The organism is Clostridium sp. MCC328, assembly GCF_018785465.1.
In the GTDB taxonomy this organism is placed as follows: Bacteria; Bacillota; Clostridia; order Lachnospirales; family Lachnospiraceae; genus Pilosibacter; species Pilosibacter fragilis.
In genome coordinates this window covers 19,457-44,709 of record NZ_WQPW01000096.1, presented here as the reverse complement: position 1 = coordinate 44,709, position 25,253 = coordinate 19,457, and the positions used below count along the sequence as shown (strand labels likewise).

Sequence of the window (25,253 nt, the reverse complement as noted above, 5' to 3'; positions counted from 1 at the left end):
ATATAGTCCTAGTATAACACGCACTCAAAACTTTCCCTAGGAAACATCTGTTAAAATTTCATAAACTTTATCTAAACCGAAATTAAATGTGTCAGGCGCATTCCGCTATCCTGTTATGGTCACCCACACCGGGCTGCACTCTGCGCGGGCGCAAAAAAGCCCCGCAGGCGCTCTCACACCAGCGGGGACTTTCTAACTTTCCAATGCTTCCAACCTCAATTACAAGACAGTCGTCATGTCCGATCAGTCTTTCTTCATCAGCTTTACCATAACAGCCTTCTGCGCGTGCAGGCGGTTCTCTGCCTCATTGAAGATCTCGTCGGCATGTTCCTCGAAGACTTCCTCGGTGATCTCCTGTCCGCGGTATGCCGGGAGACAGTGCTGGACCATAGCGCCCGCGTTCGCGGCTGCGAGGAGCTGTCTGTTGATCTGGTAGTCCTTGAAGATTTTCTTTCTCTCCTCTTTCTCCGCTTCTTCTCCCATCGAAGTCCATGTATCTGTGATCAGAATATCCGCACCGGACGCCGCCATAAACGGGTCTGTCTCCAAGGCAAACTTATCGCCGTAGCCCTTCGTGAATTCAAGGACAGCTCCGTCCGGCTTGTATCCGTCCGGTGTCGCGACCGCCACGTTCATTCCGACCTTTAAGCCACCAACGATCAGGGAGTTTGCCATATTGTTGCCGTCACCGATGAAGCACATTTTGAGTCCGGAGAAGCTTCCGAACTTCTCACGGATCGTCATGAGGTCCGCAAGGACCTGACACGGATGACAGAAATCCGTCAGGCCGTTGATGACCGGGATGGAACCAAATTTTGCGAGGTCCTCCACTTCCTTCTGCTCGAAGGTACGGATCATGATACCGTCAAGGTATCTTGACAACACGCGGGCAGTATCCTGAACCGGCTCTCCGCGGCCGATCTGAAGATCTCTTGAGGACAGAAACAGCGCATGTCCGCCCAGCTGATACATTCCTGTCTCGAAGGAAACCCTCGTTCTTGTGGAGGATTTCTGGAAGATCATTCCCAGTGTCTGCCCTTTTAAAAGCTCATGAGGAATGTTGTGCTTTCTTTCATATTTTAACTGGTCTGCCAGATCCAGAATTCCAATGATCTCCTCTGTACTGAGATCCAGTAATTTTAATAAGTTCTTCATGATTCAAATACCCCTTTCATGGCCTCAAGTGCCTGATCGATCTCTTCATAGGTGATAACAAGCGGCGGCAGCAGACGGATCGCGTCCGTTCCGGCTGTCAGGACGAGAACGCCCTGTTCCATAATCTTTGCAACATATCCGGCGCGCTTTTCGGGATCCACGATGATACCTAACATGAGTCCCATGCCGCGGACATTCTTCACTGCCGGGGAGTGAAATCCCAGGACTTTTTCTCTGATGTAAGCGCCCTTTTCCTCAACCTCTTTTAAGAATTCCGGCTTCATCACCGTGTCGAGGACCACATTCGCAGATGCCGCGCTCACCGGATTCCCGCCGAAGGTGGAACCGTGGGTTCCCGGTCCCATAACATCCGCGCAGGACTTCGCAGCCAGCACGCCGCCGATCGGCAGACCGCCGCCGAGACCTTTCGCCATGGTCACGATATCCGGAGCAATTCCGTACTGCTCATAGGCGAAGAGGCTGCCACATCTTCCGATGCCGGTCTGGACCTCATCCACTATGAGCAGGATGTCGTTTTCCTTGCAGAATTTCGCGACGCCCTGGACAAACTCTTTATTTAACGGCAGAACGCCGCCCTCTCCCTGGATCATCTCCATCATGACCGCACAGCAGGTCTTGTCTGCCTTTGCGGTTACATCCGCCAGGTCGTTTGCCTTCGCGTAGGCAAAGCCTTCCGTGAACGGGAAGAAGTACTGGTGGAACTTCTCCTGTCCAGTTGCCTTTAATGTTGTGACCGTTCTTCCGTGGAAGGACTGGATCAGTGTCACAATGGTGTTTCTTCCCTCACCGTATTTATCGAAGGAATACTTTCTCGCGAGCTTGATAGCGCCCTCATTCGCCTCCGCACCGGAGTTTGCAAAGAAGATTTTTCCCATCCCTGCGGCTGTCACGAGCTTCTCTGCGGCACTCACCATAGGCTCCGTGTAGTAAAGGTTGGAAGCGTGCATGAGCTTTTCCGCCTGTTTTGTCACGGCATTTACGATCGCCGGATTTCCGTGGCCTAAGCTGTTTACTCCGATCCCGGAGGTCAGATCCACATACTTTTTTCCGTCCGCATCCCAGAGCGTCGCGCCTTTTCCGTGGTCAAGGACGATGTCGAACCGTCCGTATGTATGCATGATATATTCTGAATCTTTTTTCTTGATCTCTTCCGCTGTCATATCGTACCTCCTGTGGCAACTAATTCGGCAGATCCACGCTTTTTCCTGCGTTCTTTCTGCAAAAAACGTGTACTCTGGCACATTCCGCGCCGGATGCGTTTTCTTACAGGAATCTGTATCTTCGCATGGATCTGCGTCTGCCTTTTATGAAAACATGGTTCCTACACCTTCATTTGTAAGCAGCTCGATTAAGATCGAGTGCGGCACACGGCCATCCTGAATGTTCGCGCGCTCCACGCCCTGACGGACACATTCCACGCAGCAGTTGACCTTCGGGATCATGCCGCCCTTGATGATGCCCTCCCTGACGAGAGACGGTACTTCCGAAACCTTCAGATGTTTGATCAGTGTGGATTCATCGGACGGATCTCTCAAAAGTCCTCTTACATCCGTGAGCATGATCAGCTTTTTCGCCTTTAACGCGATGGCAAGCTTCTCAGCCGCTGTATCCGCGTTGATGTTGTAGTTGCAGGTATCGTCAATTCCTGCGGCAACACAAGTAACTACCGGGATATAGCCTTTTTCCAGCATATCAAGGACGATCTGCGGGTTTGTCTTAACGATGTCACCCACATAGCCATATTCCGTTCCGTCCGGATCGTTCAATTTGACCGCCTCAAACAGTCCGCCGTCCATTCCGCTTATTCCTACGCCTTTTCCTCCGGCATTTTTTAAGAGTGTTACCAGATTCTTATTGAGCTTTCCGCAGAGGACCATCTGGACCGCTTCCATCGTCTCTTTGTCTGTATAGCGCAGACCCTTGATGAATTTGGACTCTTTTCCGGTCTTCTTTAAAAGTTCCCCGATCTCCGGACCGCCGCCGTGGACGAGAACGACTTTCACACCCACGAGATTTAAGAGGACGATGTCACGGATGACCGCCTGCTTTAAATCCTCGTTGATCATGGCGTTTCCGCCGTACTTTACGACTACGATCTTTCCATTGTATTCCTGAAGATACGGGAGCGCCTCCACAAGGACACCCGCTCTTGTCTCCGCTTTCAGATTTTCCATGAATTTTCTCCTTTTTTCATTTTCAGATTGCACCAAATAGAATCACGCGCCAAGTCTCACGGACGTTCGACTTGAATTATAAATTCAGTCCCGCTGTCTCCTCAAGTCCCAGCATCAGGTTCATGTTCTCAACCGCCGCGCCGGAAGCGCCTTTTCCGAGGTTATCAAACAGCGCCGTGATGATCGTCTGACCTTCATGTCCATTGACGACCAGTTCCATTCTGTCCTTTCCCGCCATGGTCCCGGCGGCAATCATCGGATCCTCATATCCGAACGGATGGACTTTTACGACCTTCTTTCCGTCGTAGTGGGCAGCCAGCGCCTCGTGGATATCTTTCGCTGTGGGATTTCCCTTTAACATGGAGTTCTGCAGCATGACAGTCACTGCCATTCCTTTGTAATAGTCATCCACGATCGGGCAGAACACCGGAGGAATATCAAGTCCGCAGATCTTCTGCATCTCCGGGAGGTGTTTGTGTTTCAGGTTCAGACCGTAGATTCTCGGCGTGTTGTAGAGTTCCGGCTTCTCCGGGGACTCGTACTCCGCGATCATCTTCTTTCCGCCTCCAGAGTATCCGGTGAGGGAAAATACAGTGAGGGGCGTCTCCTTCGGGATCATTCCAGACGCCACGAGCGGATAGACCGGGATCACGAATCCTGACGCATGGCAGCCCGGATTTGCTGTGAATTTTGCATGAACGACTGCATCTTTATGCATATCGGAAAGCTCCGGAATCCCGTATGCCCAGCCGGGTACTGTACGGTGCGCCGTGGAGGCATCGATGATCCTCGCGGAATCCTTCTCCACAAAACTCACCGCCTCCTTCGCCGCCGCATCCGGCAGGCAGAGGAAGGTGATATCCGCCGCGTTGATGAGTTTCTTTCTCTCATCCGGGTCTTTCCTCTTTGTTTCATCAATTAACAGGAGTTCAATGTCGTCTCTTGATGCAAGTCTGTCGTAGATCTGGAGTCCGGTGGTTCCTTCTTTTCCGTCAATATATACCTTTGGCTTCATAGTTGTTCTCCTCTCGCTCATAGATTGTTCTGGATTCCAGGTTCGTCTCCCACCCGCCGTGAATTTGTGGGGTGCGTTACTGTTTGCACAAGACCTGGGAAGTAACCGTGCTACGGATGGTGACCGTGAATACTTTTTGAATAATTTTGCATAATTATAACTCTATATGTATAATTATGCAAGTATTTTTTGTATAAATTTCAAAAAGCACTTACCACCATCTGAGGCAAGTGCTTTTATATCATTGCAATCTTTTATTTTGGTCCTGCGAAATGTATCACAGGTTCTTTCCGGCAGGCTCATAAAACGCCTCCCGCATATGCCCCACCGCTCGTTTCTCGATTCTCGACACATAGGACCGGGAGATCCCGAGCTTTTCCGCGATCTCCCGCTGCGTGTGTTCCTTTGTCCCAAACAATCCATATCTCATGCGGATCACGGTCCGCTCCATCTCCGTGAGATTCTCCTTGTACGCCTCGTAGAGGATCTTCACGTCCTGCTTGATGATCACAGTCTCAAGAACTTCCCGATCCCCGGCCTCCAGCACATCCAGGAGACTCACAGTCTCCCCATCCTTATCCGCGCCGATGGGATCGTAGATGGAGACTTCCCTGGAAAACTTTTTTCCGGACCGAAACATCATTAAGATTTCATTTGCTATCCTCCCCCCAATGCGTTTTTGATGCACTGAGGGGATTAGTTTTTCCCAGGCGGTCATCCTCCGTATCATCATCTTCGTAATCTACATCGGAAAATGCCACCAATTCATCATTATCGTCCTCATCGTCTGTATTATCAGAAGCAGCAGAAGCGATTTCCGGGTATTCGATTTCATCGTCCTGCACACCGAACAGAACCACATGGGCATTGACTCCGTCCCAGATAACCTTACGCACGATGGTGCGGATGGCTGCTCGTTTCTGTTCTATGGTCATTTCATCAATGCCGTCCTTAAAGACAGTCAGCAGCTGGCGCATCAAGTCAAATTCAACATCACTGAGAGCGTGCTGCGTAGTCAGTCCTTCCAGCTCCTGAATACGTTTTTCAAGGGACTGGTATTCTTCGTTCAGTTGCTCAATTCGCTTTGTTACATGAGCCTTGGCAGGGCTGTCACCCATTTCCACGAGAGAATCCACCAGTGAATTGATTTTCTTCTCTGTTTCTGCCTTCTCTTTTCTCATATCGGAAATCCGCTGTTCGTAGTCCATGCGATTGCCGGTATAGAATTTTCGGCTCTGCTCCAACTGACTGACAAAAGTCTCCTTATCATCTGCAAGCATTTTTACCTGTTCGATGATTGCCATATCCAGTGTATTGCCGTTTGCGTTTTTGCTGTTGCACACGGTACGCTGGCTGCGCTCTTTCATTTTGCACACATAGGTGTAAATCACCTTGCCGTCAGCAGTTTTTCGCTTGCTCATCTTCGGATACATACGCTCACCGCAGCTGCAGAACAGCAGACCGGTCAGCAACGCTTCGTTACTGCGTGGTTTTCTGAAAGACTTGGACTTGTTGCGTTCCAATGACTCTTGAACCTGCACCCACACCTTGCCGGGAATTAGTCCGGGATGTTTGCCAACGGACACAATCCATTCACTCGGCGGTAACGAGATACTCGCTCTGCCTTTTTCCTGATCGGTACGATTATATGCCATCATGCCGTGAACACCGTCAAAGGCATCATGCTCGGAGAACAGGTCTGTATCATTCTTTATAAAGAAATCATACGCCTCTTGGTCAGCGACCATGTAGACCGGATTCTGCAAAATCGCTTTGACCGAGAAACGGGTAAAATATTTTCCGTTCTTTGTCTTGAACCCTTGCTTAATCAACGCCGCTTCTGTCAAAGTCAAAGAATCCGTTTCCACATACAAATCAAAAATCGTTTTGACTATATCTGCTTCTTCCGGAACAAGTTTCAACTTGCAGGCTTTCTTTGTCTTTCCGTCCACTGTAATGCTTTTTATAGCTTCGGATTCAAAGCCGGTAGGGGTTGTACCACCTAACCAGCGTCCGGTCTTTGCCAGCTCATGCATATTGTCACGGATACGCTCGGCAATGGTTTCACGCTCCAACTGAGAAAAAACAGATGCAATATACATCATGGCTCGTCCCATCGGGGTGCTGGTGTCAAACTGCTCCTTGATGGAAATAAAAGAAATATCCAAACGGGCAAGTTCTTCAATCAATCCAGAGAAGTCGCTGACATTACGGCTGATACGGTCAAGACGATAGACAATGATTGCCTTAAACTGTCGCTTTTTTGCTGCATCCATCATTCGTTTGAATGCCGGACGGTTCAGATTCCCTCCGGAAAATCCCTCATCTTCATATACTACGATTTTATCTACAGCGGCATCACCAAAATGCACACGAACATACTCTTTGCCAAGTTCAACCTGATTGCCAATACTCTCGCCTTTCCCTGTAAATTTTGATTTACGGGAATAGAGGGCGATAACATCTTCATTTTGTCGCATCTGCTTTTCCTCCTTCTCTTGCTATGTGATGTATCATGTGCTATTATAACATAAAGTAAGCACCAAGTAAACATGACAGGAGGGTTTTCTATGAAATCGATTTTTGAAGAATTAGGCGGCACCTACACTTTAGGCGAGGACGGAATGTATTATCCGAACCTGGAGCTTCCGGTTGAAGAAGAACCACATTACGGTAAGTATGGTCGTATGCGAATGAATTACATAAAAGAGCATCGCCCGGGGTTGTATACGGAGCTTTTGTTCGACGGAAAGCTGGTATCACACTTGAACGACATTGATGATACGGCTCGTCAACGGATGGAGCTGCTGACTCGACAAATGCAGGAGCAGCATGGTGTAAACGAGGAATTAAAAGCTCTTGATCAGATGATCTGGGTAGGTGCCTGCAATAACATCCGCAATGCTGCGGAGGAAATTGTTTTGAATGAACTAATATATTGCTAACGCCAAGGGAGAGAGCTTGTACACATCATGGGTACAAGTTCTCTCTTTTCCCTTGAATCCGAGTTGGACAGAAGTTGTTTTGACATCCCACCAGCTTGTCGGAAAGTTAGAAAATGCAGAAACCCAAATACTTGTGAAACTATTATGAACATGACTGTTTCCTATTGACATTCCAGTTTATTGAGAGTAAACTATAATTAGTTTATTGACTATCAACTGGAAGGAGAAATCTTTATGGCTGAGATTAAAATGGGCGTAGTGGAATCCCACTTCGCTGATATTATTTGGGCGAATGAGCCTTTGCACTCCAGAGATTTGGTAAAGCTCTGTGAGAAGGAACTGAATTGGAACCGTTCTACCACTTATACCGTGTTACGCAAACTCTGTGAGCGTGGGATTTTCCAAAACAACGGAGGAACTGTTTCCTCTGTGCTGACCAAGAACGAGTTCTATGCTGTTCAGAGCGAGCAGTTTGTAGATGAAACCTTTGAAGGCTCCCTCCCTGCTTTCATTGCGGCTTTTACACAAAGGAAGGGTATTTCTCAACAGGAAGCTGCGGAGATTCGACACATGATTGATGCAGCCGCCGGAAAGGAGTAATCTATGAGTTCACTCTTTTTGAAAATTGTAAATATGAGTATCGCCGCATCTTGGCTGATCCTTGCGGTCGTACTTTTGCGTGTAGTTTTGAGAGAGGCACCTAAGTGGATCAATGTTCTGCTTTGGGGTGCTGTTGCAATTCGACTCTTATGCCCGATTACCATCGAAAGCAATTTGAGCATGGTGCCAAGCGCAGAGGTTTTTCCGAATGAGGTCGTTTCCGGACCATCCTTTGATGTGAATACAGGTTTCAATATCGTAGATACACAAATCAATGATTACCTTGGCGACCGCTACTTTGAAGGTGTGACGGTTCCTGCAAACAACGGAGCTAACATAACAACGATTCTCAGTGTTGCATGGATAGTTGGCATTTTCACTTTTGCTGTATTTGCTCTTGTGAGCTACCGAAAAATCCACAACAAGGTTCGTCCATCGTTAAATGTGCGGGACAACATTTGGATTTGCGATGATATCCAAACACCATTTATCCTAGGCTGCTTTAAGCCAAAAATCTACATTCCGTCCGGAACGGATGAAGTGCAGCTTCCCCATATCATCGCCCATGAGAACGCTCATTTAAAACGCTGTGACCACTGGTGGAAGCCGCTGGGGTATCTGGTTTTAGCAATCCATTGGTTCAATCCGCTTGTATGGATTGCGTATATTTTACTTTGCAGAGATATTGAGTTGGCTTGCGACGAGAAAGTCATTCGAGAATTAAATCAGAGCGAGTCTATTTCCTATTCCGAAACATTACTCTCTTGTAGCGTAAATAGAAGAACGATTTTGGTTTGCCCGCTTGCCTTTGGCGAGGTTGGCGTAAAAGAAAGGGTGAAGCGTGTGTTGAATTATAAAAAGCCTGCGTTCTGGATTGTTGTCGTAGCAATAATTGCTGCTATCGTTACGGCGGTTTGTTTCCTGACAAATCCCAAAACGATTGGTGATTCTATAACACTTGTTGAACAGTCTACACCCGGAAATGGTAATACTTTTACCTATGATACTACCTTTGGTCAAAGTGTAATGAGCGGCACTGTTTATGCCGAGCAGTGGAGTAATGGCACTTGCACAAAATCTACGCCTGCCGTATTAACGAGTGAAGTCGATGAGATAAACATCTTATTGGATGTTCGTCGTGAAAACGGTCATTCAGTAGGTGTTGATATTCAAGTCGATACCAACGAACATGGTGGTTCCTTCATCACATATTTTGCATTCCCTGAGAATTATTCCATCCTCGGATGGAGCTGCAACGGTTATGAGTTGAATAAACCTATTCTAATCCAATCCGAGGCGGAAAAAATTTTGGCAGCTATGGTATTTGATGTGGGAAATGGAGTGAGGGTATTTAGTCCCGAAGTGCTTGTCAATGAACCTGAAAGATTGGAAAATGTAGATTATGCAATCGTGATTCGTGCTTCATTTGATAGTACCAACTTGGGCAATGAAAATTCGGAACATACTTCTCACTCAGCAGATAGTGGTGCTGTGATTCCGATGGTTATGGTGAATGACACACTCTATCTGTACACAGGATTTGAAAATACAGATGCTCACCACGATGTGATGAATGGCAAGATCACATCCTCTGTTCACGGGAACACCAAGCCTACCGTAAATGATCAATCGAATTTTGGCGAGGGATACGCATATCAGTACGGTGCTGCCGAAGGAACCATTGAAATCTACATGGATGGTAAATGGTGCATCTTTGCTACTGAAGAAGTGCGACAGGATATTCAATTTCCTGTTTCTGATGGAGATGTTAACGGATCAAACGGAGCTGAGTCGGGAGAAACTACATCAGTAGTGGCAGGAGTTTCAATGGTGGATGCTTCTAAGATTGCCAGCATTGCTGTAACCAACGGCAATACCGGAGAACAGAAAACAGTTACTGGAAAAAAGGCATATAGCGATGAATACCTTGCCTAACGTGACTATGATGATGGAAAAGTATAAATCCCGGGAAGGCGATATTGAAATTTCAAATCAAAGTGGAAAAGGACTGAAAACCTGGGAATGGTATGATATTCAGAAGTGGGAAAACGGTGAATGACACAGGCTGGATCAGCTGACGGATGGATTGTGGACAGATACTCTATACCAGATTCCAGCGGGAGAAATTACGGCTTTTTCTACGAATTGGAAAACGTGGTATGGCGACTTGTCAGACGGTAAATATCGCATCATAAAGAAAATATATGAAACGATAGAAGATGAAATCCATACTCATTATCTGGCAGTAGAATTTGAAATTCGATAACTGTCCAAGTACAATGTCAAATATAATTATTGCATCCTTAGTAAAGGAATACCATCGCAGATACTTCCAAAGTAGCAGCGATGGTATTTTTTCTGTTGAAAATACTGTGTAGTACGATATGTACACAGGAAGGACAGTATATTTTTCACTGGCTCAGATATATTGTAGAGCAGCAATCCACCACTACCATTCCAAAATCGGAGTGGTAATGGTGGATTTTGTTATCATCGCTCGTAATCTTTTTGCTTTCTTTTGGGAGGTTTTTGCATCTGTGATTCTGGTTCTTTGCGCTGAAGCATTTGAGTAATAGAAGGCTTTCTGGTAACTTCCCCAAGCATTTTCTTCACTTCCAGCTTGCTCTGACGCATCATATCATAATCATATTTAACGCCGTAGATTTTTTGAAGCTGACTGGCTGCGGATTGCTCTTTGCCAGTGCGAAGCTCCATTCTGGTGTCGGTCAATTCGCCTGCATCCACATCGGCAACGGTTTTTTCCAAATCCCTGTATCTCTCCAGTGTTCTGTCCAGTTCGGCAGTGAATTTATTTTCTGCCTGTTCCAGTGCGTCCATCTGTGTATCAAGATTCTTGACTTCCTTTTTGAATTTGGAGAAGGCTGCATCATCCGCACATTCCATACTGTTCAGAAGCATGGACTTTTCGGATTTCAATTCCTCCAAATCCTCAGTCAGCGTAGCAACCTGCTCCGACAATTTCTGATGCTTTATCACATGAATAAAGGGTAGAGAATCCTGTTCTGCACGGAGCTGCTTTCGCTCTGTGTTTTTCTCTTTGATTTCCTGTTTGATTTCCGTATATCGTTCCATGACCGGTTTTACAGCATCCACATAGTCAGAGATTTTCTGCTTGCTGATACGGATATGGCTGATGCGGTACATAAGAACAATCATATTCTCACGCAGGGATTCCAGTGCATTTGCCAGCTCCGGAATCGAAGTTTTTACTGCAGCAGCCAGCTTTTTGACCTTCGCTTTCAGCTCCCGGAGAAGGGCGTTGTCCGCCTTGATCTGGCGATTAATTTCGCAGCGGTCAGAAACGATACCCATCGCTTCCAGCTTTCGTGCGTGATAGCCCTCGTGGATGGTTGGCAGTTCATCCAATCCCCGTGCGGCGTGACTGCGGTGATCGATCCGGGCATCTATCTCCGGATACTGTGCCAAATGCCGATTGGTAACGGTTGCCCATTTTTCCCGCCAGATGAGTAGCTGTTCATCGCTGTTCCAACGCTGAGAAATTGGATTCTGTCTGCCATACTTTGTACTTTTGGGATACTTGTTGGCTCGTTCATAACCTTGCTTCTCAGCTTCTGAAGGTGCCATATACACCTTTCGCTCGCCAACCAGATATTGATACTGTTTCTCCCAGCCCTCCGCCTGTGCGATCTTATATTCAGCAGAGGTAAATCCCCATTCTGCGCCATCCCTCACGCACAGATATTCTTTTTCGGTTTTATGCTGCCATTTACCGTTTTCCTGTAAGGGGCGAATCGTCAGCATAATGTGGGCGTGTGGATTGTGTCCGGGCGGATATGGGTCATGGATTGCAACATCCGCACACATTCCCTCGGCCACAAAATTGTCCTGAATAAATTCTGTGAGAAGGCTCTGCCAGTCTGTCTTTCCCAGTTCTATGGGAAGTGCTACCACAAATTCACGGGCAAGGCGGCTGTCCTTGGTCTTTTCGTTTTCCTCCACCGCATTCCACAGAATGCTTCGGTCACTCCACGCAGCCGGAGCGATTGGCGGAAGAAATACTTCCTGCCAGACAAGCCCTCGTTTTCTGGTGTAATCATGCTGAATCCCATCGTAGTCGTTGTATATCTGTGAACAGCTCAGATATGCGGAAGCCGCCACAGCGGAGCGCCCGGCTCCACGGCTGATGACCTTTGCTTCCAGATGATAGATTGCCATTCTTCATCACCGTCCTTTCGCTTTTGTTTTTGTTGCTTTTTAGAAAAAGCAAATGGGGCTTGGCAACAATGCCCATCTCTGCAACAAAGCTGCCGGTGGCAGGTTTTTGCAGACAGTTGGTGGAATACCGTCGGTTAAAGCGACGGTATTTTTTATAGGTGGTAACACCGACCACCAGCTGCGTGGACAATGACAGCAAGCTCGCAGGATTGTGGCATTGTCCATAAGGCTCCCGCAGGAGCCGCATCCGCCTCGCAGAGCGCACGGCCCCGAAGGGGATACCACCGCCCGATGTTATCGGGTGGTGAGTAAGTGCGCCCTTCGGGAATAGAGATACTTTCGTACCTCAATGTTTTTCCGTAACTTCTGCACTTAATCGTCTTTCCAGCTCCATTTTTAGATTATCCAAGTCCATTATCTGTGCTTCCGGGAATACGTTTTCCAGAATAGCTCCCTGCTGAATCAATCTTCTTGTGCGCTGTTTTCTCTCTTTCTGACGGTTTCTGGCTTCAACCGCTTCCTGTCTGTGTTTCGCCTGCAATAATTTCTTTTCATCCTCGGTCATATTTACGTCCTTTCTGACCATATCCGGTCTAACTGATTTTTATTTGGTACTTGTTTTAGAAAAGAATGGTGCCGGGATTGTTGCTGCATGAGCGGAATTATCAATGCACCGCTGATTAGGAGACAATCCGGCACCGCCGGTCTTACGTTCCAGTACCGCTTTCCAGTATTTTCCGTGCTTCTTTCATGCTTTCAGCGGCATTTCTCTGCCGGATATTCTGATTGTTGATTCTCAGCGGCACACACCGTTCCAATACTCGGTCATAGATACGGGAGCGAGTCAGATCCTGCGGATTTTTCAGTTCCTCCAAGGTCATATTAGTTGTCACAATCAGTGGCAATTTGCTGCGATATCGGCTATCAATGACATTGAATACCTGTTCCAAGGCAAACTCCGTACTGCGCTCAATTCCCAGGTCATCAATAATCAGCAGACTGTACTGGTTCAGGCTGTCGATATATTGGTTCTTCTCCTCGGAATACAGCCCGGACAGGGCGTTGAGAATCCGGGAGAAATTGGTCATCAGCACCGGAACACCCTGCTCCAGCAGAGCGTTGGCGATACATCCGGCAAAAAAGGATTTTCCGGTTCCCACATCGCCCCAGAGAAGCAAGCCGATGGATTTTGCCTTCATTTCGCTCCAATGGACAACATAGTCATGGGCTTTCTGCATTTCCGGGTTGTAACCCTTATCATTGGCAAAGGTGTATTCCCGCAGGGACTTGTCCTGTAAGCCGTTGGCTTTCAGACGGGACACCTGATCCAGAAATTCACGGTGCTTTCTCTCCGCTTCCTCTTTATCCTGGACTTCCTGCTGACAGCGGCAGCGAATGGGAACCACCATTTCCTTTCCAAGAACAACCACATGGTGCTGCCTGGGTGTTTTACATTTGGCGCAGTGGATGAGGTTGTCTGATTCATTGCGGTATTCATCTTCCTGCAAAGGGCGGTCAGAAAAGATATTCTGAATGGTGCCAGTGATTTGGTTCATAGGCTTTCATCCTCCTTACATTCATAGCTGCGTCTTACGGGAGCCGGGTGATCCTGCGTATACCAGCTGTGAATCGTAGCAGCGTGGTCTTGATACCGCTTCCCGCTGGAACGTATATAGCCAGACAGCTTTTCGATATATTCCCGGTATAATGGTATTTCCTTTTGAAGCTGTGCCAGCTCCTTTTCATTCAGGAAAACATTTTGATATTTTCCGTAAGCGGTGCGGTCAGCCTTACTCCCTTGTTTCTTTATCTTGTTATTGTTCTTTTCATTATTACTTCCGGACACTTTTCTTTCCCTTACAGAGACAGTTTCCTGTCCGTCAGACGGATAGGTTTCTGTCTGTATCAGGGAAAGATTTCTGTCCGTCTGCACCAGATATTCCGGTGGGACTTTTACATAGATTTTGTTTGGCAATCCCGGTCCCTGACGCTTGCGGAAAATCAAATCCGTTTTTTCCAGAACTGCCAGAGCGGTCTTAACAGACATTTCGCTTTTGTGCATGGTTTCTGCCAAATCCTTGATTGGAAAGAATATGAACGCACGCCCACGCTCATCTACCCAGCCTTCGTTTTTCTGTGAAAGTCTTGCTCTATCCAACAAAAGTACATACAGTATTTTTGCGGTTTCACTCAGCTGCTCCATATCCAGTAAAAATCGTGGAAATGCCATATACGGCGGTATCAGGGTATCCTTTATTAGAAACTGTGTCATGCGTTCACCTCCTTCCGTTGTCAGAATAGATACCGGTTATTCCCCAAGAAAATCCCAGTCAAGGTCTGCATCTTCCGGTTCGGATGCTGCAACAGCTACCTGCGGTGTAATCTGAGCAATACCAACCATACAGCCTGCCAAATATACCGGTAGGGTCCTGTTCATGGCATTTTCCACCGCTGTTACAATCTGCTCCACGAAGCGTTCCTCACGCTCTCTGGTTTCCAGATACGGCTCATCTTGCTTCTTGTAGTAACGGTCAAAGTAGTCCACCAGAGAAATGGCGATAATCTGGCTGTAGGATTTGAATTTCTTTTTATCCATCGTTTGCAGATACTGCCACGCCCGGTTCTGCACATCCTTGTCCAGATTGAAACGAAGATTTGTGCTGCGGATATTCTCACTCATGCTTACTCCTTCCTGCGAAGGCTGGCATGGGCGAGATATTCATATCCCTTAGCAGTCGCACAAATATCATCCAGAATGGTTACACGGGTTTCATCGTACTGCCCGAAGTTTCTGACCAGACAGCCACCACCGCCAACAATATACAGTCGCATCAGTTCCGGATTGTATTCATAGCGGCGGAGTGTGGCGAAAATATCCGCTACATACCTTTTCGCAATGGCAGTGATACAGTCCAGATAAGGCTTGCCGATGTCCGCTGTTCCATAGCGAAGCACCTGCTCAATGGTGACTTCTTCGATTTTGACACCAAAGCTGTCCAGCACGGCATTTTTAGCAGCGATCATACACTGGTTCACACCAAACTTCTCTGTCCAACAACGGCTCTCCACCGCCTTTTTATTGTTGATATAGAGAATGTTCATGGTGCCGTTTCCGATGTCTGCAAGGAGATTGGTTCCCTTGAAATCGCCCAATCTGCTGACAATAGCGGGATAACCTTGAGGGAACAAACTGCATCCGACAAAATGGAGCTTGTACTCCTTACCATTGAAATGGAAAGATACATATTCATTGCGGAGCAGGTAAGTTCGGAAATCTTCACGCTGTTTGCGAACCCAGGTCAGCGGCAGACCGGCAGCCAGATGAACATCTGCTTCACGGATGCCATACGCATTCAGCTCTCTGGCAACTGCCATCAGAGTCAAAAGATAATAGTCCTCATCCATGGCTTTGTCCGGAATAAATTCCTTGTGTCCCTCTCCGATGCGGTAATAGGTGCCGTTGTATTCCAGAATGTTACCGGAGAAAATCGGTTCTGTGTCATAGGCAGTAATGCCGGTAGGGGTGACGGTGTTTGCTGTTTTGATGTTGCCGTAGCCATGATCTACGGCGATAATTTTGATGCTTTTCAGTTCTTTCATTTGCTTAATTCCTCCTCAAAAAATTTGATAGTCATAAAAAATGCCCTCTTTTCAGTAGATTTGCTTTGAAGTGGCACCGGATTTTTGAATTTGGTGCTGTTTTCATTGCAATTTCATTCTACTGGAAAGAGGGCAAAAGCACATTGAGCGTGGATTGAGTGGAAATTGAGCAAAAAAAGAAGCAGCCACACACCGTAGTGCATGACTGCTATACAAAATCATTTTTCCTTTTATTCTTTTGGCAAATAACTTTTGTCTATTGAAAGATTAACACAAGTTGCTACTGCAATATAGATTACTAAAATAATAGCCTCTAATACCAAAGTATTATACGGACGAGGGTAGAATCCTGCCGCAACACTTACGATAAATCTAATCGGGAAATAAAGTCCCAACCAAGCAGAAATTTTGTAAAACTTTCTACGGAAGTTCTTTGTTTTTTCTGTTGCACTGGATACTTTCTTCTGATACGCATATTCAAACCCGCCAATGGCTGCAACAAACGGCAGGAAACTTAGAAATGCAAAAAACACATTTTGAAGAATGAACATTGTCATAAACTGCATCAAAAGTATCATCACTTCAAGTGTCACCAGATAGATCATAATCTGACCGAGATTATCGTTTTGAACTTCTTTTATCTTCGGCAAGTCATTATCACTTTGGTAATCATCGTTCAGTAAGTAATCTGTTGTAACATCAAACAGCTTGCTAAGTTGAAGAATGTTATTTGCATCAGGCATCGCAGCTCCTGATTCCCAACGAGAAATAGCTTGTCTTGATACATCCAGTTTTTCAGCCAAATCCTCCTGAGACATTCCATTGGACTTTCTCAGTCCTACAATTTTATCAGATAGTTTCATATGAAATCCTCCTTTGCTTGGTGACTTCATTGTACTTAAAATCACTATAATTCACCACCACACCGACTTTGCATATCCGCAACAAGAGTTTACATTGTACTATTTTTCAAGAATTTGCGGGTCAAGAAGGAAATCATAGATATTCACGGTCAAAATACCATAGTTATCATAGTACGGCTGTACAATATCTTTTGTAATAACAATCTTCTTGAAAGAATCGTCTATCTTTCTAAACGGTCTGATTTCCTGAGTACGTTTCGCTTCATCAGGTAATGAATAAGCTGACTGGATATAATATCTGGAAGAACCGAGATTGCATACAAAATCAACTTCCAGCTGTTTACGGGTTACCTTTCCTTCTTGGTCTTTTTCCGCAATAATAACAACACCAACGTCCACGCTGTATCCACGCATACGCAGTTCGTTATAAATCACATTTTCCATGGAATGTGTCTGCTCAAACTGACGGAAGTTAATCCTTGCGTTGCGAAGCCCAAGATCAGAGAAATAGTATTTCTTTGGAGTTTCAATATATGCCTTACCCTTGATGTCATATCTCTGTGCTGATTCAATCAGGAAAGAATCCTCAAAACAATCCAGATATTTCTTGATCGTTTTTGAAGTGATTTTAGATTTTTTTACAGTCTTAAAGGTATTCTTTAACTTCTCAGGATTGGTCAGAGAACCAATAGCAGAGGAAAGGATATTCAGCAGGTCTTCCAGTTCTCCAATATTTTTAATCCGGTTACGTTTGAAAATATCTCGAATATAAATTTCGCTAAACAGGTTTTGCAATGCTGCCGCCTTATCGCTGCTACTTTCACGAAGAACGACCAGCGGGATGCCTCCGTAAAGCATATATTCAGACAATCCCATATACTTGTCGCCTTTGAAAACCGACATAAATTCCGAAAAACTCAGTGGATACATATGGACTTCATCTCCACGTCCGGCAAACTCCGTAACAATATCTTTGGACAGGAATTTTGCATTACTTCCGGTTACGAATACATCCATATTATCTTTGCGAAGATAACCATTCAATACAGATTCAAAGCAGTCCATCAGCTGAACTTCATCCAAAAGCAGATAATACATTCCATCCGTGGTAACTTGGGAACGGATATATGCCATAAATTTCTCCGGATCAACTCCACGTTTTTCTTTTTCAATTTTGATAAGGCTTTCTCCAATCAAATACAGGTCATCTGCGGAATCAAACGCAAAACGAATAATATGGTCAGCAGGGACACCGGACTCTAACAAGTGATTATAGAAAATATTATTCAGCAGATAGGACTTTCCACATCTGCGAATACCTGTAATTACCTTAATCAATCCATTGTTCTTTCTTCTAATCAATTTGTCTAAGTAAAAATCTCTGCGAATCTCCATACGATAACCTCCTTAGGAAAGATTTTTGCAACTTAATACAGTTTTCTGTTCTATATTACCATATCGCAACCTTCAAATCAATATGTATAACCGGTTTTAGGAAAGATTTTTGCAACTTAACACAGTTTTCCGTTCTAAAGCCTATTATATGCTTCAATCAGGATATTATCCCTGTATTCTCTCATTGTTTTATTCTGTTTCAACAAAGGAAAAGCAGCCACACACCGTTAAGTACATGGCTGCCCAAGGCAGTTCTTTATTTAATTTGAGGCTACGACAGACTGCGATTTGAAAAATGATGATTTTATAAACTATATACCCACTAATCCCATTGTAACTTAATCTTGCCATCTGCTTTTTCAAATTTAAGTATTAGATCTATAAATGAGTAAATCCTAAATTTTGCACAAAAGAAAGACACCCTCTGCTGAATGATGTATAATTGAAGTGCGACCAACAACCTACTCATTCAAACAAGGGGGTGCCTATTGCAAACATTATACATCATTCCAATAAGATTTACAATTACTTTAAAGTTCTCAACCTCAACTGTTTTTTATCCGATATTTACCTGCAGCATTTTATGGCTATCATTCTTTCTACCTTTTTGCGTGGATACCGTGGCAAAACAACGGATTTCGCCTTGACCAGCCAACATCATAGAACGATTGTGGCTCACTTCCTGAATCAGGGAAAGTGGAATGATTTCCTTTTTCAGGATGCCCTAAGAAACAGCGTTGCATATTTGATCTACCGGGAGGCGACTATTTCCGGTCAGCCTATCTTTTGCATTGTGGATGATACGATTGCTTCCCATACAAAGCTTTCGTCACAGGCTTTGCATCCAATCGAAGCTGCGTATTTTCATCAATCTCATCTGAAAGGCAGACAGGATTATGGGCACCAGATCGTGTCCGTCATGCTTTCTGCAATGGAATCACTCTGAATTATGCCGTTATTCTGTATGATAAAACAAAATCAAAGATCCAGATCATACAGGATATTGCTGCAGAACTTCCTATTGCACCGATAGTTTCCTACTTCCTTTGTGACAGCTGGTATACTTCAGCCAAAGTCATGGATTGCTTTGCTAAAAAAGGATTCTACACCATAGGGGCTTTAAAAACCAACCGAATCCTCTATCCTTGCGGAATCCGTCAGAAAGCCAGTGCATTTGCCCTTCACTTGCGGAAAACAGATCCAAACATCAGCCTTGTGACCGTTGATAAAAGGCAGTTTTACGTATATCGGTATGAAGGGAATCTGAATGATGTTCCCAATACAGTGGTTCTACTGAGCTATCCAACACCATGTTTTGGGATTCCAAAAGCACTGCGGATCTTTGTTTCAACGAATGCAGCATTATCCACGCAGGAAATCCTGAGACTTTATACCCAACGCTGGCAAATTGAACTGTTTTTCCGACAAAGCAAGAAAAAGCTTGGTCTGGATAAATATCAGCTGCGTTCCCAAAAAGGAATCCAGAGATACTGGCTGATGATGTCATTTGTCCATTATATGTGTTGCACTTGCAAAGGAACCTATATTTTTTTACATATAGAATAACCAACTTCTTCCCAAACAGGATCCTTTAGATAATCTATTGCATCCGAAATAATAATAAGCAAATCCATATAGCATTTGGGTGATGATTCCTCTTTTTTATATAAACTCAAAATATACTCAAAATAGCCATCAATAAAGTTGACAGACCATTTCTGCGACTCACTACCTTTCATGAAATAACACCTACCTTTATAAATTTAGTCCAAAAGAAACCAACGATATCAGCCATGAAACTCCAAAATAAAAAACAAATGACATAATTCCAGCTGTATTAAAAAAAACTACTAATCTACTTTTTTCAGAAATAATTTTTTCTAATAATTTCTTTTTACAATAATACAAATGTAAAAGTATATTCTTCTTACTACAGAGCAATAGCAGGATTAAAAGCATTAAAAAGAGTCCTGCATTTAATAACATGGTTAAAACCATATTCATTGAAAAGGAAAACAATTTATTTTCCCACAAGAAAATCCCCAGATTATGAATAACATGAAAAGTAATAGCATACCATAAATTTCCTGTGAGGCAGACCAAAACACCTGAAAAAAAACCAATCAAAAGAAATATTAATAATAACCCCTGACCATGCATTATAGCAAACAGTATAGTTGTTGCTAAAATTGCAAATCCCTCCCCATAAGACTTCAGCTTAGACCATAGAATTCCCCGAAAAATCCATTCCTCTACCAGAGGTCCCAGTATTACACCTGTGAAAATATCTAAACCACTGTGTAAACTTTTATCATTCATCATTACGATGTCTTGAAATACTTTTGCATACAAAAACAAAAAGAATGCACAAAAAACATGGGATAAAAATATTACAAATGCCGTTAATAAACCTTTTTCCAATACGGATAATTCATATTTGTTTTTAGAATAACATGTATCCAGCAAAGACAACCTTCCCCATTTTTTCATTCCCACCCATACGATACCAGCCCAAAATATATAAAAAGCCATATTTTCAGCAAAAATCGGCATTATTCGCATAAGTATTAGCGAACCCAAATACGCAATCAATAAGATCCATCCTATTTTGCCGGCAATTATTTTTAATTCACATTTCCTTTGTTCGTCCATCGTGCATATATTCTCCATATAAAAATGTCCCATAATTATCCTCCTGGTTTTAATTTGCTCCTTGCAACTTTTAAGCAAAAATTATACTATAACTTATTAAAAAACTCTTCACGTTTCTTTAATGTTCGAATAGCAATCCTGATTAGTTGCAGATATTTTGCTTCTAAATTTCTCTTTCCAGTTAAGCGGTTACAGAGCATGTGGCATATTGAAAGCAAAATGTGTTGTTTTGTCTCAGTTAATGTAGGTGCAAAATACAATGCTTTTTTCAGGAATTGTAACTTTTCTTTTCTTTTTAAATAAATTGACAAACTTTCTTTTAATCGCTCATCAATATTTTCTATAGCTCCCTTATCCAGTTGGAAAAGTATCATTATCTTTTCCGATGTGCAAAGGAAAGTCATGACTTTAGCACTTTTATGAAATCTATAGCGTAGTTTTGTGCAATTTTTCAAATTTGCTCATTTATAGTATTAGAAAATATCTACATTTTTCATCGACAGTCAACATACCGGTTTTTATCTCTGGTGTCAAATCTAATATGGTCTCTTTATTTTCATTTTCTACAATAACATGGATACTTCCTTTTGAGACATCGCCATCCAACTTAAAAGTATATTAACGACTTTCGTTAAATTTTATTACCTTTTTTACATATCCGCTACAAGATGAAAAAGAAACTTCGCATTTATTTTTCCCTCTGAGTGAAACAACAAATAATAAGGCTCGTTTTGCGTTCAAAATCATATATCCGTTGACCCATAAAAAATAAAACAAAACCAACATTGAAATAAATACAATCGCTAATTTCATGAATTCACTCATGCCAACACCTCACAAAATTCAATTTTTCGCATCCAACCACTGTCTACCTAATTGCACCCCAGCCTGAGTATAAGTTTCTAATATGTCCTGCTTCTTTTCTTCAATCAGTTCCGGTTCAGCATCAAACAGCACCTCATAGATAGCCAGAGCGTTCTTAAAGTGTGTGGTAGCTTGCAGCACATCGCCGATTGACAGACAGATATTGCCCATAGCTTCTTGTACAACGGCATAATCACCGGACACATCAGAGTTAGATTCTTTGATGACACGAGACAGCCTTTGTAATGCAGATAACCCGAGGTACGGCTCACCCATATCCGTCAGCAGTACCGCATAATTGGTGATTTGCGGAATACTGTCATGATAAGGCGCCAAGCCGTATTGCTCAAGCAAGTGAATACCCGTTTCCATATGCTGCTTTGCCAGTTCCAACTTACTGGTCTGCTTATACAGACCGCCAAGGTTTGCATGGAGATTCGCTGCAAGAAGGGCGTTCTCTGCGGTCACTTCGGAGATCAGCGTCACAGCTTCTTTTTCCAGCTTGATTGCCTTTTCCGGTTTCTTCTCATTAGCGGCACGGAAGTCCAGAAGCAAAGCACGGTCAGAAACAGAACCAATGGTATTGTCTTTCAGCATAGAAGCCAGTTCTGTCAAAATCAATTCCATTCCAGATTCATAGCCATACTTCTGCATATACGGAAAGGAATCTTCCAAAAACCGGAGATAGGATGCAGTATCGTCTTTTTCAATCGAAGTCACGATATTATTGACCGTCTGGAACAACTGTTTGTAATAGGAAACTTCTTCGCCATGCCGTAGACAAAGTTCCTGCAAGCTGTTGAGCAGGGTGTGGCAGTTCCGGACAGAAGGCTTGGTTTCTGTAATTGCTACTTCCTGAATCATCGGATGCAAGGCAATCGAATGACAGGACTTTGTCTGTATGAATCCTTTTTCCACCAGATCGTTGATGGTATTCATATTCCGAAGCATCAACCAGCCTGCAAACACACGGGAACTGATACCGGTTGTCGGTACAAACGCCATGCTCCGCATAATATCCTGTTCATCACCGGCAAGCTGATACAAGGAAAACAATGTATGGATATGGTCATAGTAAGTTGCCTTGCGGCTCTGACCGTCCTTGGTGATGCCGATTTTATCATCAGCATCCAAGGATGTTTTTTCTTCTTTCAGCTTTTCCAGCAAATCCATCGGCTCCAGAATACCCGTTTCAAGCAGTCGAGCTGCCAGTTCTACCGCCAACGTGTGACTGTGAACCGTATCAATGATTTGTTCCAATGCACTCTGGTATTTTTCTGCGTCCGAGAAAAAGCAACCGGCAATGGATAATAACGCCTGCTTGCCTGCAATTTCGGTTACTTCCATGGAATCGTAGTTATCAAATCTGCTGCGGGTCGTGAACAACATACGGCAGCGATATTTCATCACAACAGAAAGAGTGCTGTCCTGAGAAGCCGTAGTATTAAAATTATCTACAATAAACAGCGTATCTTCTTTCAATGTACGCAGGAAGCGATTGTGTTTGCGGAAGCGTTCCTGCTCGCTGTCATCCGGAAGGTCATCAGCAAAATCCATATCCGCTATATCCTGCATCAGATTACCGGTATAGGTCAGATACAGAACATTGGTGTATTCCTTGCGGTGCTGCTTTGCATAGGCTTTTGCCAGTTCGCTCTTACCGATACCGGCGATGCCATGAAGAAATACCTTTCCATGCTCCAATAACAATTCGTGAAGCATTTCCAGTTCTTTTTCACGTCCGCAGAAATGTCGGCAAGGCTTTGGTGCTCCTTCATCAGCAATGAAATCACTGAGAATTGGAGAAAGCTTTCCGTCAGCAAGGAGATTCTTTACCTTTGGGTCACGCTTGATAAACTCACGCTCCATGCCGAAGCAAAGAACATCCGCTATAAACGATGCTTCATCCTCTCGGCTATCACAAGGATAGTGCCGGGAGCATTCTTTTTTTACTCGTTCCGAAATGGTATCATCCTGCATTAGCAGTCGGTATACTTCCTGTGCAGCCATAGAACTATCATACATTGAAAGCAGTACATTGTTTTCCAAATCTGCTGCCAGTTTTTCACGATTGCCATCTCTGGAATAAAACTGCGTTATTTTCGGACTGATTTTTGCCTGCCCGGTGAACCAGCGGCAGACCAATGCCATATCAAATGTAATCGTTTCCTTTGTTTGGGTAAACAAGGAGCTAAAAACATCTTCTAACAATGCAGTTTGGTTTGTATCGTAATCGTCGCTGATAAAGCGTCGAACAATGGTCATGACTGAACTGAAATCACATCTTTCCATAAACAGCCCTCCCTTCGAAAAGTAGTCAATTTATGGTCAATTGGCACTCAATGTGCCTTTGACAGTTTCTTGATAGAATGATATCACGAAAGAAGTTCCGAATATCTTACCTTTTATTATAGCATCAATTCCTATTTTTTGAAGTAGCAAAGCGGCTGCAGTAATGTGGTTATAGCGGACAACTTCTCTCTCATAAACTGAAATACCGAGGGAGGTGCGTGGTATCGCAAGAAAGAGTGCTCCAATCAATGTAATTGTCCATTATCCTAAAACAGAACAGGGGAAACGTGAATTGGCAGAGCGAGTAGCCGGTGTCCACGCAGATATGGTCAATCAGTATATCAAAAAATTAAATTGTCCATCCGATCAAAAGGCGGAGTTGCTGGGTGCGGTTATCGCATCCGCAAAAAAGGAAGCAGGTGAGCAAACCGATTAAGGCCCCCTCACCTGCTTTTCTTATGCTTTTATTTTCCCTTTGAAATACTTGTTCCAGGAATTGATGTTCATTCGCTTTTGATGATCTTCCCATGCTCGAAGCAGATTAGGTGAAATTCCCATCAGCCGAGCAAACGGTTTCTTTTTTAGTCCCAAACTTTCACGATATTCTCGTATCATCTTTCCTTGTCCTTTATATAAGAAGCGATTGTAATCATCCAGCAGGTCATCCACCGGTACTCCATATAGCTCTGCCAACTTGTCCACAATCTCCTTTGGATAGTAGTCAACATATCCGACTTCAAAATCTATGTAATGTCCACGGCTGATACCGATCAGCTCTGCAACTTCCTTTTGCATCAGGCCCATGTGATGACGGCACCAACGGAGCCTGTCCGGTACATTGGGAATATCTTCGTAGTTCTGATACTGCTGATTGAACAGCTGTGCTTCCAAGATCTTGCGAGGGGCGATCGGTCGGAAACTATGGATATACATAGGTGCATACCTTACGCAGCCGTCCAAAGCAGAGCAAAGGATATACATATTCTCGGATACCTGTGCCAAAATACGCCATCTCGGTTCTTTTCGGCTCTGGGGATACTGGTTTGGAACCATAAACGCATCCGTGAGAGGATAGCATTCTCCACACATTTCGCCGCATATGTGGCAAGCCGCGATCCTTTCTCCACATTGAAGGTATTTACAGCCTTTATGAGTCCTATGGTCCCCACCGACAGAAGATCATCCATATCGTATCCGGTCTGCTGGTACTTCTTTATGACATGGGCAACAAGACGGAGATTCCGGTTGATCAGCACTTCTCTCGCTTCCAGGTCGCCCTCTTTGTAACGCTTCAGGTACTCCCGCTCTTCCTGTATGCTCAGTGGTTTCGGAAATGTCTTCAAAGAAAGCCGCCTTAAGCTTCATTACCTTATTTTATGCGGGCGGATCTGTTCAGGTGCTTTTACAATTTCGATTGTTTTTCCTTTACATCAAGATCTGGATCTGCGGTCTTTCTTGCCTGTATCTCATCGTATCCGCG

24 protein-coding genes and 1 pseudogene are annotated in these 25,253 nt (G+C 44.3%); 6 read left to right on the top strand and 19 right to left on the bottom strand.

Going from position 1 to position 25,253, the window contains the following annotated elements; all coding sequences use genetic code 11:
* Positions 1–243: 243 nt before the first annotated feature.
* The 6 genes from argF to GPK83_RS13065 all read right to left on the bottom strand — a co-directional run bounded on the left by argF (position 244) and on the right by GPK83_RS13065 (position 6,845).
* A complete protein-coding gene (gene argF / locus GPK83_RS13090) occupies positions 244–1,155 on the bottom strand; it encodes an ornithine carbamoyltransferase (protein ID WP_117514784.1) in 912 nt (303 codons plus the stop codon).
* Positions 1,152–2,336: an aspartate aminotransferase family protein gene (locus GPK83_RS13085; protein ID WP_215704965.1), complete on the bottom strand. Its 1,185-nt coding sequence runs from the start codon at positions 2,334–2,336 to the stop codon at positions 1,152–1,154. The genes argF and GPK83_RS13085 overlap by 4 nt, the downstream gene beginning before the upstream one ends.
* Before the next feature lie 144 nt (positions 2,337–2,480).
* Positions 2,481–3,350, bottom strand: a complete 870-nt coding sequence (gene argB, locus GPK83_RS13080) for an acetylglutamate kinase (protein WP_215704964.1) — start codon at positions 3,348–3,350, stop codon at positions 2,481–2,483.
* Between the two features lie 76 nt (positions 3,351–3,426).
* Complete coding sequence (gene argC / locus GPK83_RS13075) at positions 3,427–4,365, bottom strand: N-acetyl-gamma-glutamyl-phosphate reductase (protein ID WP_215704963.1); 939 nt, start codon at positions 4,363–4,365, stop codon at positions 3,427–3,429.
* A 277-nt stretch (positions 4,366–4,642) separates the two neighbouring features.
* The gene (locus GPK83_RS13070; protein ID WP_345941817.1) at positions 4,643–5,008 is read right to left on the bottom strand and encodes a sigma-70 family RNA polymerase sigma factor; all 366 of its coding nucleotides are present in this window, start codon (positions 5,006–5,008) and stop codon (positions 4,643–4,645) included.
* Between the two features lie 7 nt (positions 5,009–5,015).
* Positions 5,016–6,845, bottom strand: a complete 1,830-nt coding sequence (locus GPK83_RS13065) for a recombinase family protein (RefSeq protein ID WP_107000081.1) — start codon at positions 6,843–6,845, stop codon at positions 5,016–5,018.
* A gap of 90 nt (positions 6,846–6,935) precedes the next feature.
* Between GPK83_RS13065 and GPK83_RS13060 the strand changes: the two genes are divergently transcribed.
* The 3 genes from GPK83_RS13060 (at position 6,936) to GPK83_RS16970 (ending at position 9,845) form a co-directional block, all read left to right on the top strand.
* The gene (locus GPK83_RS13060; RefSeq protein WP_107000082.1) at positions 6,936–7,310 is read left to right on the top strand and encodes a TnpV protein; all 375 of its coding nucleotides are present in this window, start codon (positions 6,936–6,938) and stop codon (positions 7,308–7,310) included.
* 234 nt (positions 7,311–7,544) lie between these two features.
* Positions 7,545–7,910 carry a BlaI/MecI/CopY family transcriptional regulator gene (locus GPK83_RS13055; RefSeq protein WP_107000083.1) on the top strand — a complete coding sequence of 122 codons (366 nt, stop codon included), beginning with the start codon at positions 7,545–7,547 and terminating at the stop codon, positions 7,908–7,910.
* A gap of 18 nt (positions 7,911–7,928) precedes the next feature.
* Positions 7,929–9,845 (top strand): M56 family metallopeptidase, encoded by a 1,917-nt coding sequence (locus tag GPK83_RS16970; RefSeq protein WP_252196357.1) that lies wholly within the window; start codon positions 7,929–7,931, stop codon positions 9,843–9,845.
* Positions 9,846–10,400: 555 nt separating this feature from the next.
* Here the strand turns inward: GPK83_RS16970 and mobQ are convergent.
* The 8 genes from mobQ to GPK83_RS13010 form a co-directional block, all read right to left on the bottom strand.
* On the bottom strand, positions 10,401–12,107 hold the full coding sequence (gene mobQ / locus GPK83_RS13045; RefSeq protein WP_215704961.1) for a MobQ family relaxase: 1,707 nt from the start codon (positions 12,105–12,107) through the stop codon (positions 10,401–10,403).
* A 346-nt stretch (positions 12,108–12,453) separates the two neighbouring features.
* The gene (locus tag GPK83_RS13040; RefSeq protein ID WP_107000084.1) at positions 12,454–12,672 is read right to left on the bottom strand and encodes a DUF3847 domain-containing protein; all 219 of its coding nucleotides are present in this window, start codon (positions 12,670–12,672) and stop codon (positions 12,454–12,456) included.
* Positions 12,673–12,814: 142 nt separating this feature from the next.
* The gene (locus GPK83_RS13035) at positions 12,815–13,663 is read right to left on the bottom strand and encodes an ATP-binding protein (RefSeq protein WP_107000085.1); all 849 of its coding nucleotides are present in this window, start codon (positions 13,661–13,663) and stop codon (positions 12,815–12,817) included.
* On the bottom strand, positions 13,660–14,379 hold the full coding sequence (locus tag GPK83_RS13030) for a replication initiator protein A (protein WP_107000086.1): 720 nt from the start codon (positions 14,377–14,379) through the stop codon (positions 13,660–13,662). The genes GPK83_RS13035 and GPK83_RS13030 overlap by 4 nt, the downstream gene beginning before the upstream one ends.
* Before the next feature lie 36 nt (positions 14,380–14,415).
* Positions 14,416–14,787 carry an adenylate cyclase gene (locus GPK83_RS13025; RefSeq protein WP_117504976.1) on the bottom strand — a complete coding sequence of 124 codons (372 nt, stop codon included), beginning with the start codon at positions 14,785–14,787 and terminating at the stop codon, positions 14,416–14,418.
* 2 nt (positions 14,788–14,789) lie between these two features.
* Entirely contained in the window at positions 14,790–15,707 is a 918-nt protein-coding gene (locus tag GPK83_RS13020) for a ParM/StbA family protein (RefSeq protein WP_107000088.1), read from the bottom strand.
* Positions 15,708–15,937: 230 nt separating this feature from the next.
* Complete coding sequence (locus GPK83_RS13015; protein WP_107000089.1) at positions 15,938–16,570, bottom strand: helix-turn-helix transcriptional regulator; 633 nt, start codon at positions 16,568–16,570, stop codon at positions 15,938–15,940.
* 99 nt (positions 16,571–16,669) lie between these two features.
* Positions 16,670–17,965 carry an ATP-binding protein gene (locus tag GPK83_RS13010; RefSeq protein ID WP_107000090.1) on the bottom strand — a complete coding sequence of 432 codons (1,296 nt, stop codon included), beginning with the start codon at positions 17,963–17,965 and terminating at the stop codon, positions 16,670–16,672.
* Positions 17,966–18,548: 583 nt separating this feature from the next.
* On the opposite strand from GPK83_RS13010, the gene GPK83_RS13005 reads away from it, so the two are divergent.
* Both GPK83_RS13005 and GPK83_RS13000 read left to right on the top strand, forming a co-directional pair.
* Positions 18,549–18,911, top strand: a complete 363-nt coding sequence (locus GPK83_RS13005) for a hypothetical protein (RefSeq protein ID WP_117566377.1) — start codon at positions 18,549–18,551, stop codon at positions 18,909–18,911.
* Complete coding sequence (locus GPK83_RS13000) at positions 18,836–19,531, top strand: transposase (RefSeq protein WP_107000092.1); 696 nt, start codon at positions 18,836–18,838, stop codon at positions 19,529–19,531. The genes GPK83_RS13005 and GPK83_RS13000 overlap by 76 nt, the downstream gene beginning before the upstream one ends.
* 189 nt (positions 19,532–19,720) lie before the next feature.
* On the opposite strand, the gene GPK83_RS12995 is transcribed toward GPK83_RS13000, so the two are convergent.
* The 3 genes from GPK83_RS12995 to GPK83_RS12985 all read right to left on the bottom strand — a co-directional run bounded on the left by GPK83_RS12995 (position 19,721) and on the right by GPK83_RS12985 (position 23,773).
* On the bottom strand, positions 19,721–20,650 hold the full coding sequence (locus GPK83_RS12995; protein WP_117504970.1) for a type II CAAX endopeptidase family protein: 930 nt from the start codon (positions 20,648–20,650) through the stop codon (positions 19,721–19,723).
* Between the two features lie 53 nt (positions 20,651–20,703).
* Entirely contained in the window at positions 20,704–21,072 is a 369-nt protein-coding gene (locus GPK83_RS12990) for a hypothetical protein (RefSeq protein WP_146143895.1), read from the bottom strand.
* Between the two features lie 388 nt (positions 21,073–21,460).
* Positions 21,461–23,773 carry an NB-ARC domain-containing protein gene (locus tag GPK83_RS12985; RefSeq protein WP_215704960.1) on the bottom strand — a complete coding sequence of 771 codons (2,313 nt, stop codon included), beginning with the start codon at positions 23,771–23,773 and terminating at the stop codon, positions 21,461–21,463.
* 214 nt (positions 23,774–23,987) lie between these two features.
* Between GPK83_RS12985 and GPK83_RS12980 the strand changes: the two genes are divergently transcribed.
* Complete coding sequence (locus tag GPK83_RS12980) at positions 23,988–24,209, top strand: hypothetical protein (protein ID WP_243015971.1); 222 nt, start codon at positions 23,988–23,990, stop codon at positions 24,207–24,209.
* A gap of 20 nt (positions 24,210–24,229) precedes the next feature.
* On the opposite strand, the gene GPK83_RS12975 is transcribed toward GPK83_RS12980, so the two are convergent.
* Both GPK83_RS12975 and GPK83_RS12970 read right to left on the bottom strand, forming a co-directional pair.
* Positions 24,230–24,664 (bottom strand): helix-turn-helix domain-containing protein, encoded by a 435-nt coding sequence (locus GPK83_RS12975; protein ID WP_181357152.1) that lies wholly within the window; start codon positions 24,662–24,664, stop codon positions 24,230–24,232.
* A gap of 176 nt (positions 24,665–24,840) precedes the next feature.
* Positions 24,841–25,116 (bottom strand): annotated as a pseudogene (locus GPK83_RS12970) (sigma-70 family RNA polymerase sigma factor); the annotation flags it as partial.
* Between the last annotated feature and the right edge of the window lie 137 nt (positions 25,117–25,253).

Excerpts from the sequence above, each read along its gene's own strand:
- argF (WP_117514784.1), bottom strand. The coding sequence starts at position 1,155 with ATGAAGAACTTATTAAAATTACTGGATCTCAGTACAGAGGAGATCATT.
- GPK83_RS13085 (WP_215704965.1), bottom strand. The coding sequence starts at position 2,336 with ATGACAGCGGAAGAGATCAAGAAAAAAGATTCAGAATATATCATGCAT.
- argB (WP_215704964.1), bottom strand. The coding sequence starts at position 3,350 with ATGGAAAATCTGAAAGCGGAGACAAGAGCGGGTGTCCTTGTGGAGGCG.
- argC (WP_215704963.1), bottom strand. The coding sequence starts at position 4,365 with ATGAAGCCAAAGGTATATATTGACGGAAAAGAAGGAACCACCGGACTC.
- GPK83_RS13070 (WP_345941817.1), bottom strand. The coding sequence starts at position 5,008 with ATGATGTTTCGGTCCGGAAAAAAGTTTTCCAGGGAAGTCTCCATCTAC.
- GPK83_RS13065 (WP_107000081.1), bottom strand. The coding sequence starts at position 6,845 with ATGCGACAAAATGAAGATGTTATCGCCCTCTATTCCCGTAAATCAAAA.
- GPK83_RS13060 (WP_107000082.1), top strand. The coding sequence starts at position 6,936 with ATGAAATCGATTTTTGAAGAATTAGGCGGCACCTACACTTTAGGCGAG.
- GPK83_RS13055 (WP_107000083.1), top strand. The coding sequence starts at position 7,545 with ATGGCTGAGATTAAAATGGGCGTAGTGGAATCCCACTTCGCTGATATT.
- mobQ (WP_215704961.1), bottom strand. The coding sequence starts at position 12,107 with ATGGCAATCTATCATCTGGAAGCAAAGGTCATCAGCCGTGGAGCCGGG.
- GPK83_RS13040 (WP_107000084.1), bottom strand. The coding sequence starts at position 12,672 with ATGACCGAGGATGAAAAGAAATTATTGCAGGCGAAACACAGACAGGAA.
- GPK83_RS13035 (WP_107000085.1), bottom strand. The coding sequence starts at position 13,663 with ATGAACCAAATCACTGGCACCATTCAGAATATCTTTTCTGACCGCCCT.
- GPK83_RS13030 (WP_107000086.1), bottom strand. The coding sequence starts at position 14,379 with ATGACACAGTTTCTAATAAAGGATACCCTGATACCGCCGTATATGGCA.
- GPK83_RS13025 (WP_117504976.1), bottom strand. The coding sequence starts at position 14,787 with ATGAGTGAGAATATCCGCAGCACAAATCTTCGTTTCAATCTGGACAAG.
- GPK83_RS13020 (WP_107000088.1), bottom strand. The coding sequence starts at position 15,707 with ATGAAAGAACTGAAAAGCATCAAAATTATCGCCGTAGATCATGGCTAC.
- GPK83_RS13015 (WP_107000089.1), bottom strand. The coding sequence starts at position 16,570 with ATGAAACTATCTGATAAAATTGTAGGACTGAGAAAGTCCAATGGAATG.
- GPK83_RS13010 (WP_107000090.1), bottom strand. The coding sequence starts at position 17,965 with ATGGAGATTCGCAGAGATTTTTACTTAGACAAATTGATTAGAAGAAAG.
- GPK83_RS13005 (WP_117566377.1), top strand. The coding sequence starts at position 18,549 with ATGGCTATCATTCTTTCTACCTTTTTGCGTGGATACCGTGGCAAAACA.
- GPK83_RS12995 (WP_117504970.1), bottom strand. The coding sequence starts at position 20,650 with ATGGGACATTTTTATATGGAGAATATATGCACGATGGACGAACAAAGG.
- GPK83_RS12985 (WP_215704960.1), bottom strand. The coding sequence starts at position 23,773 with ATGGAAAGATGTGATTTCAGTTCAGTCATGACCATTGTTCGACGCTTT.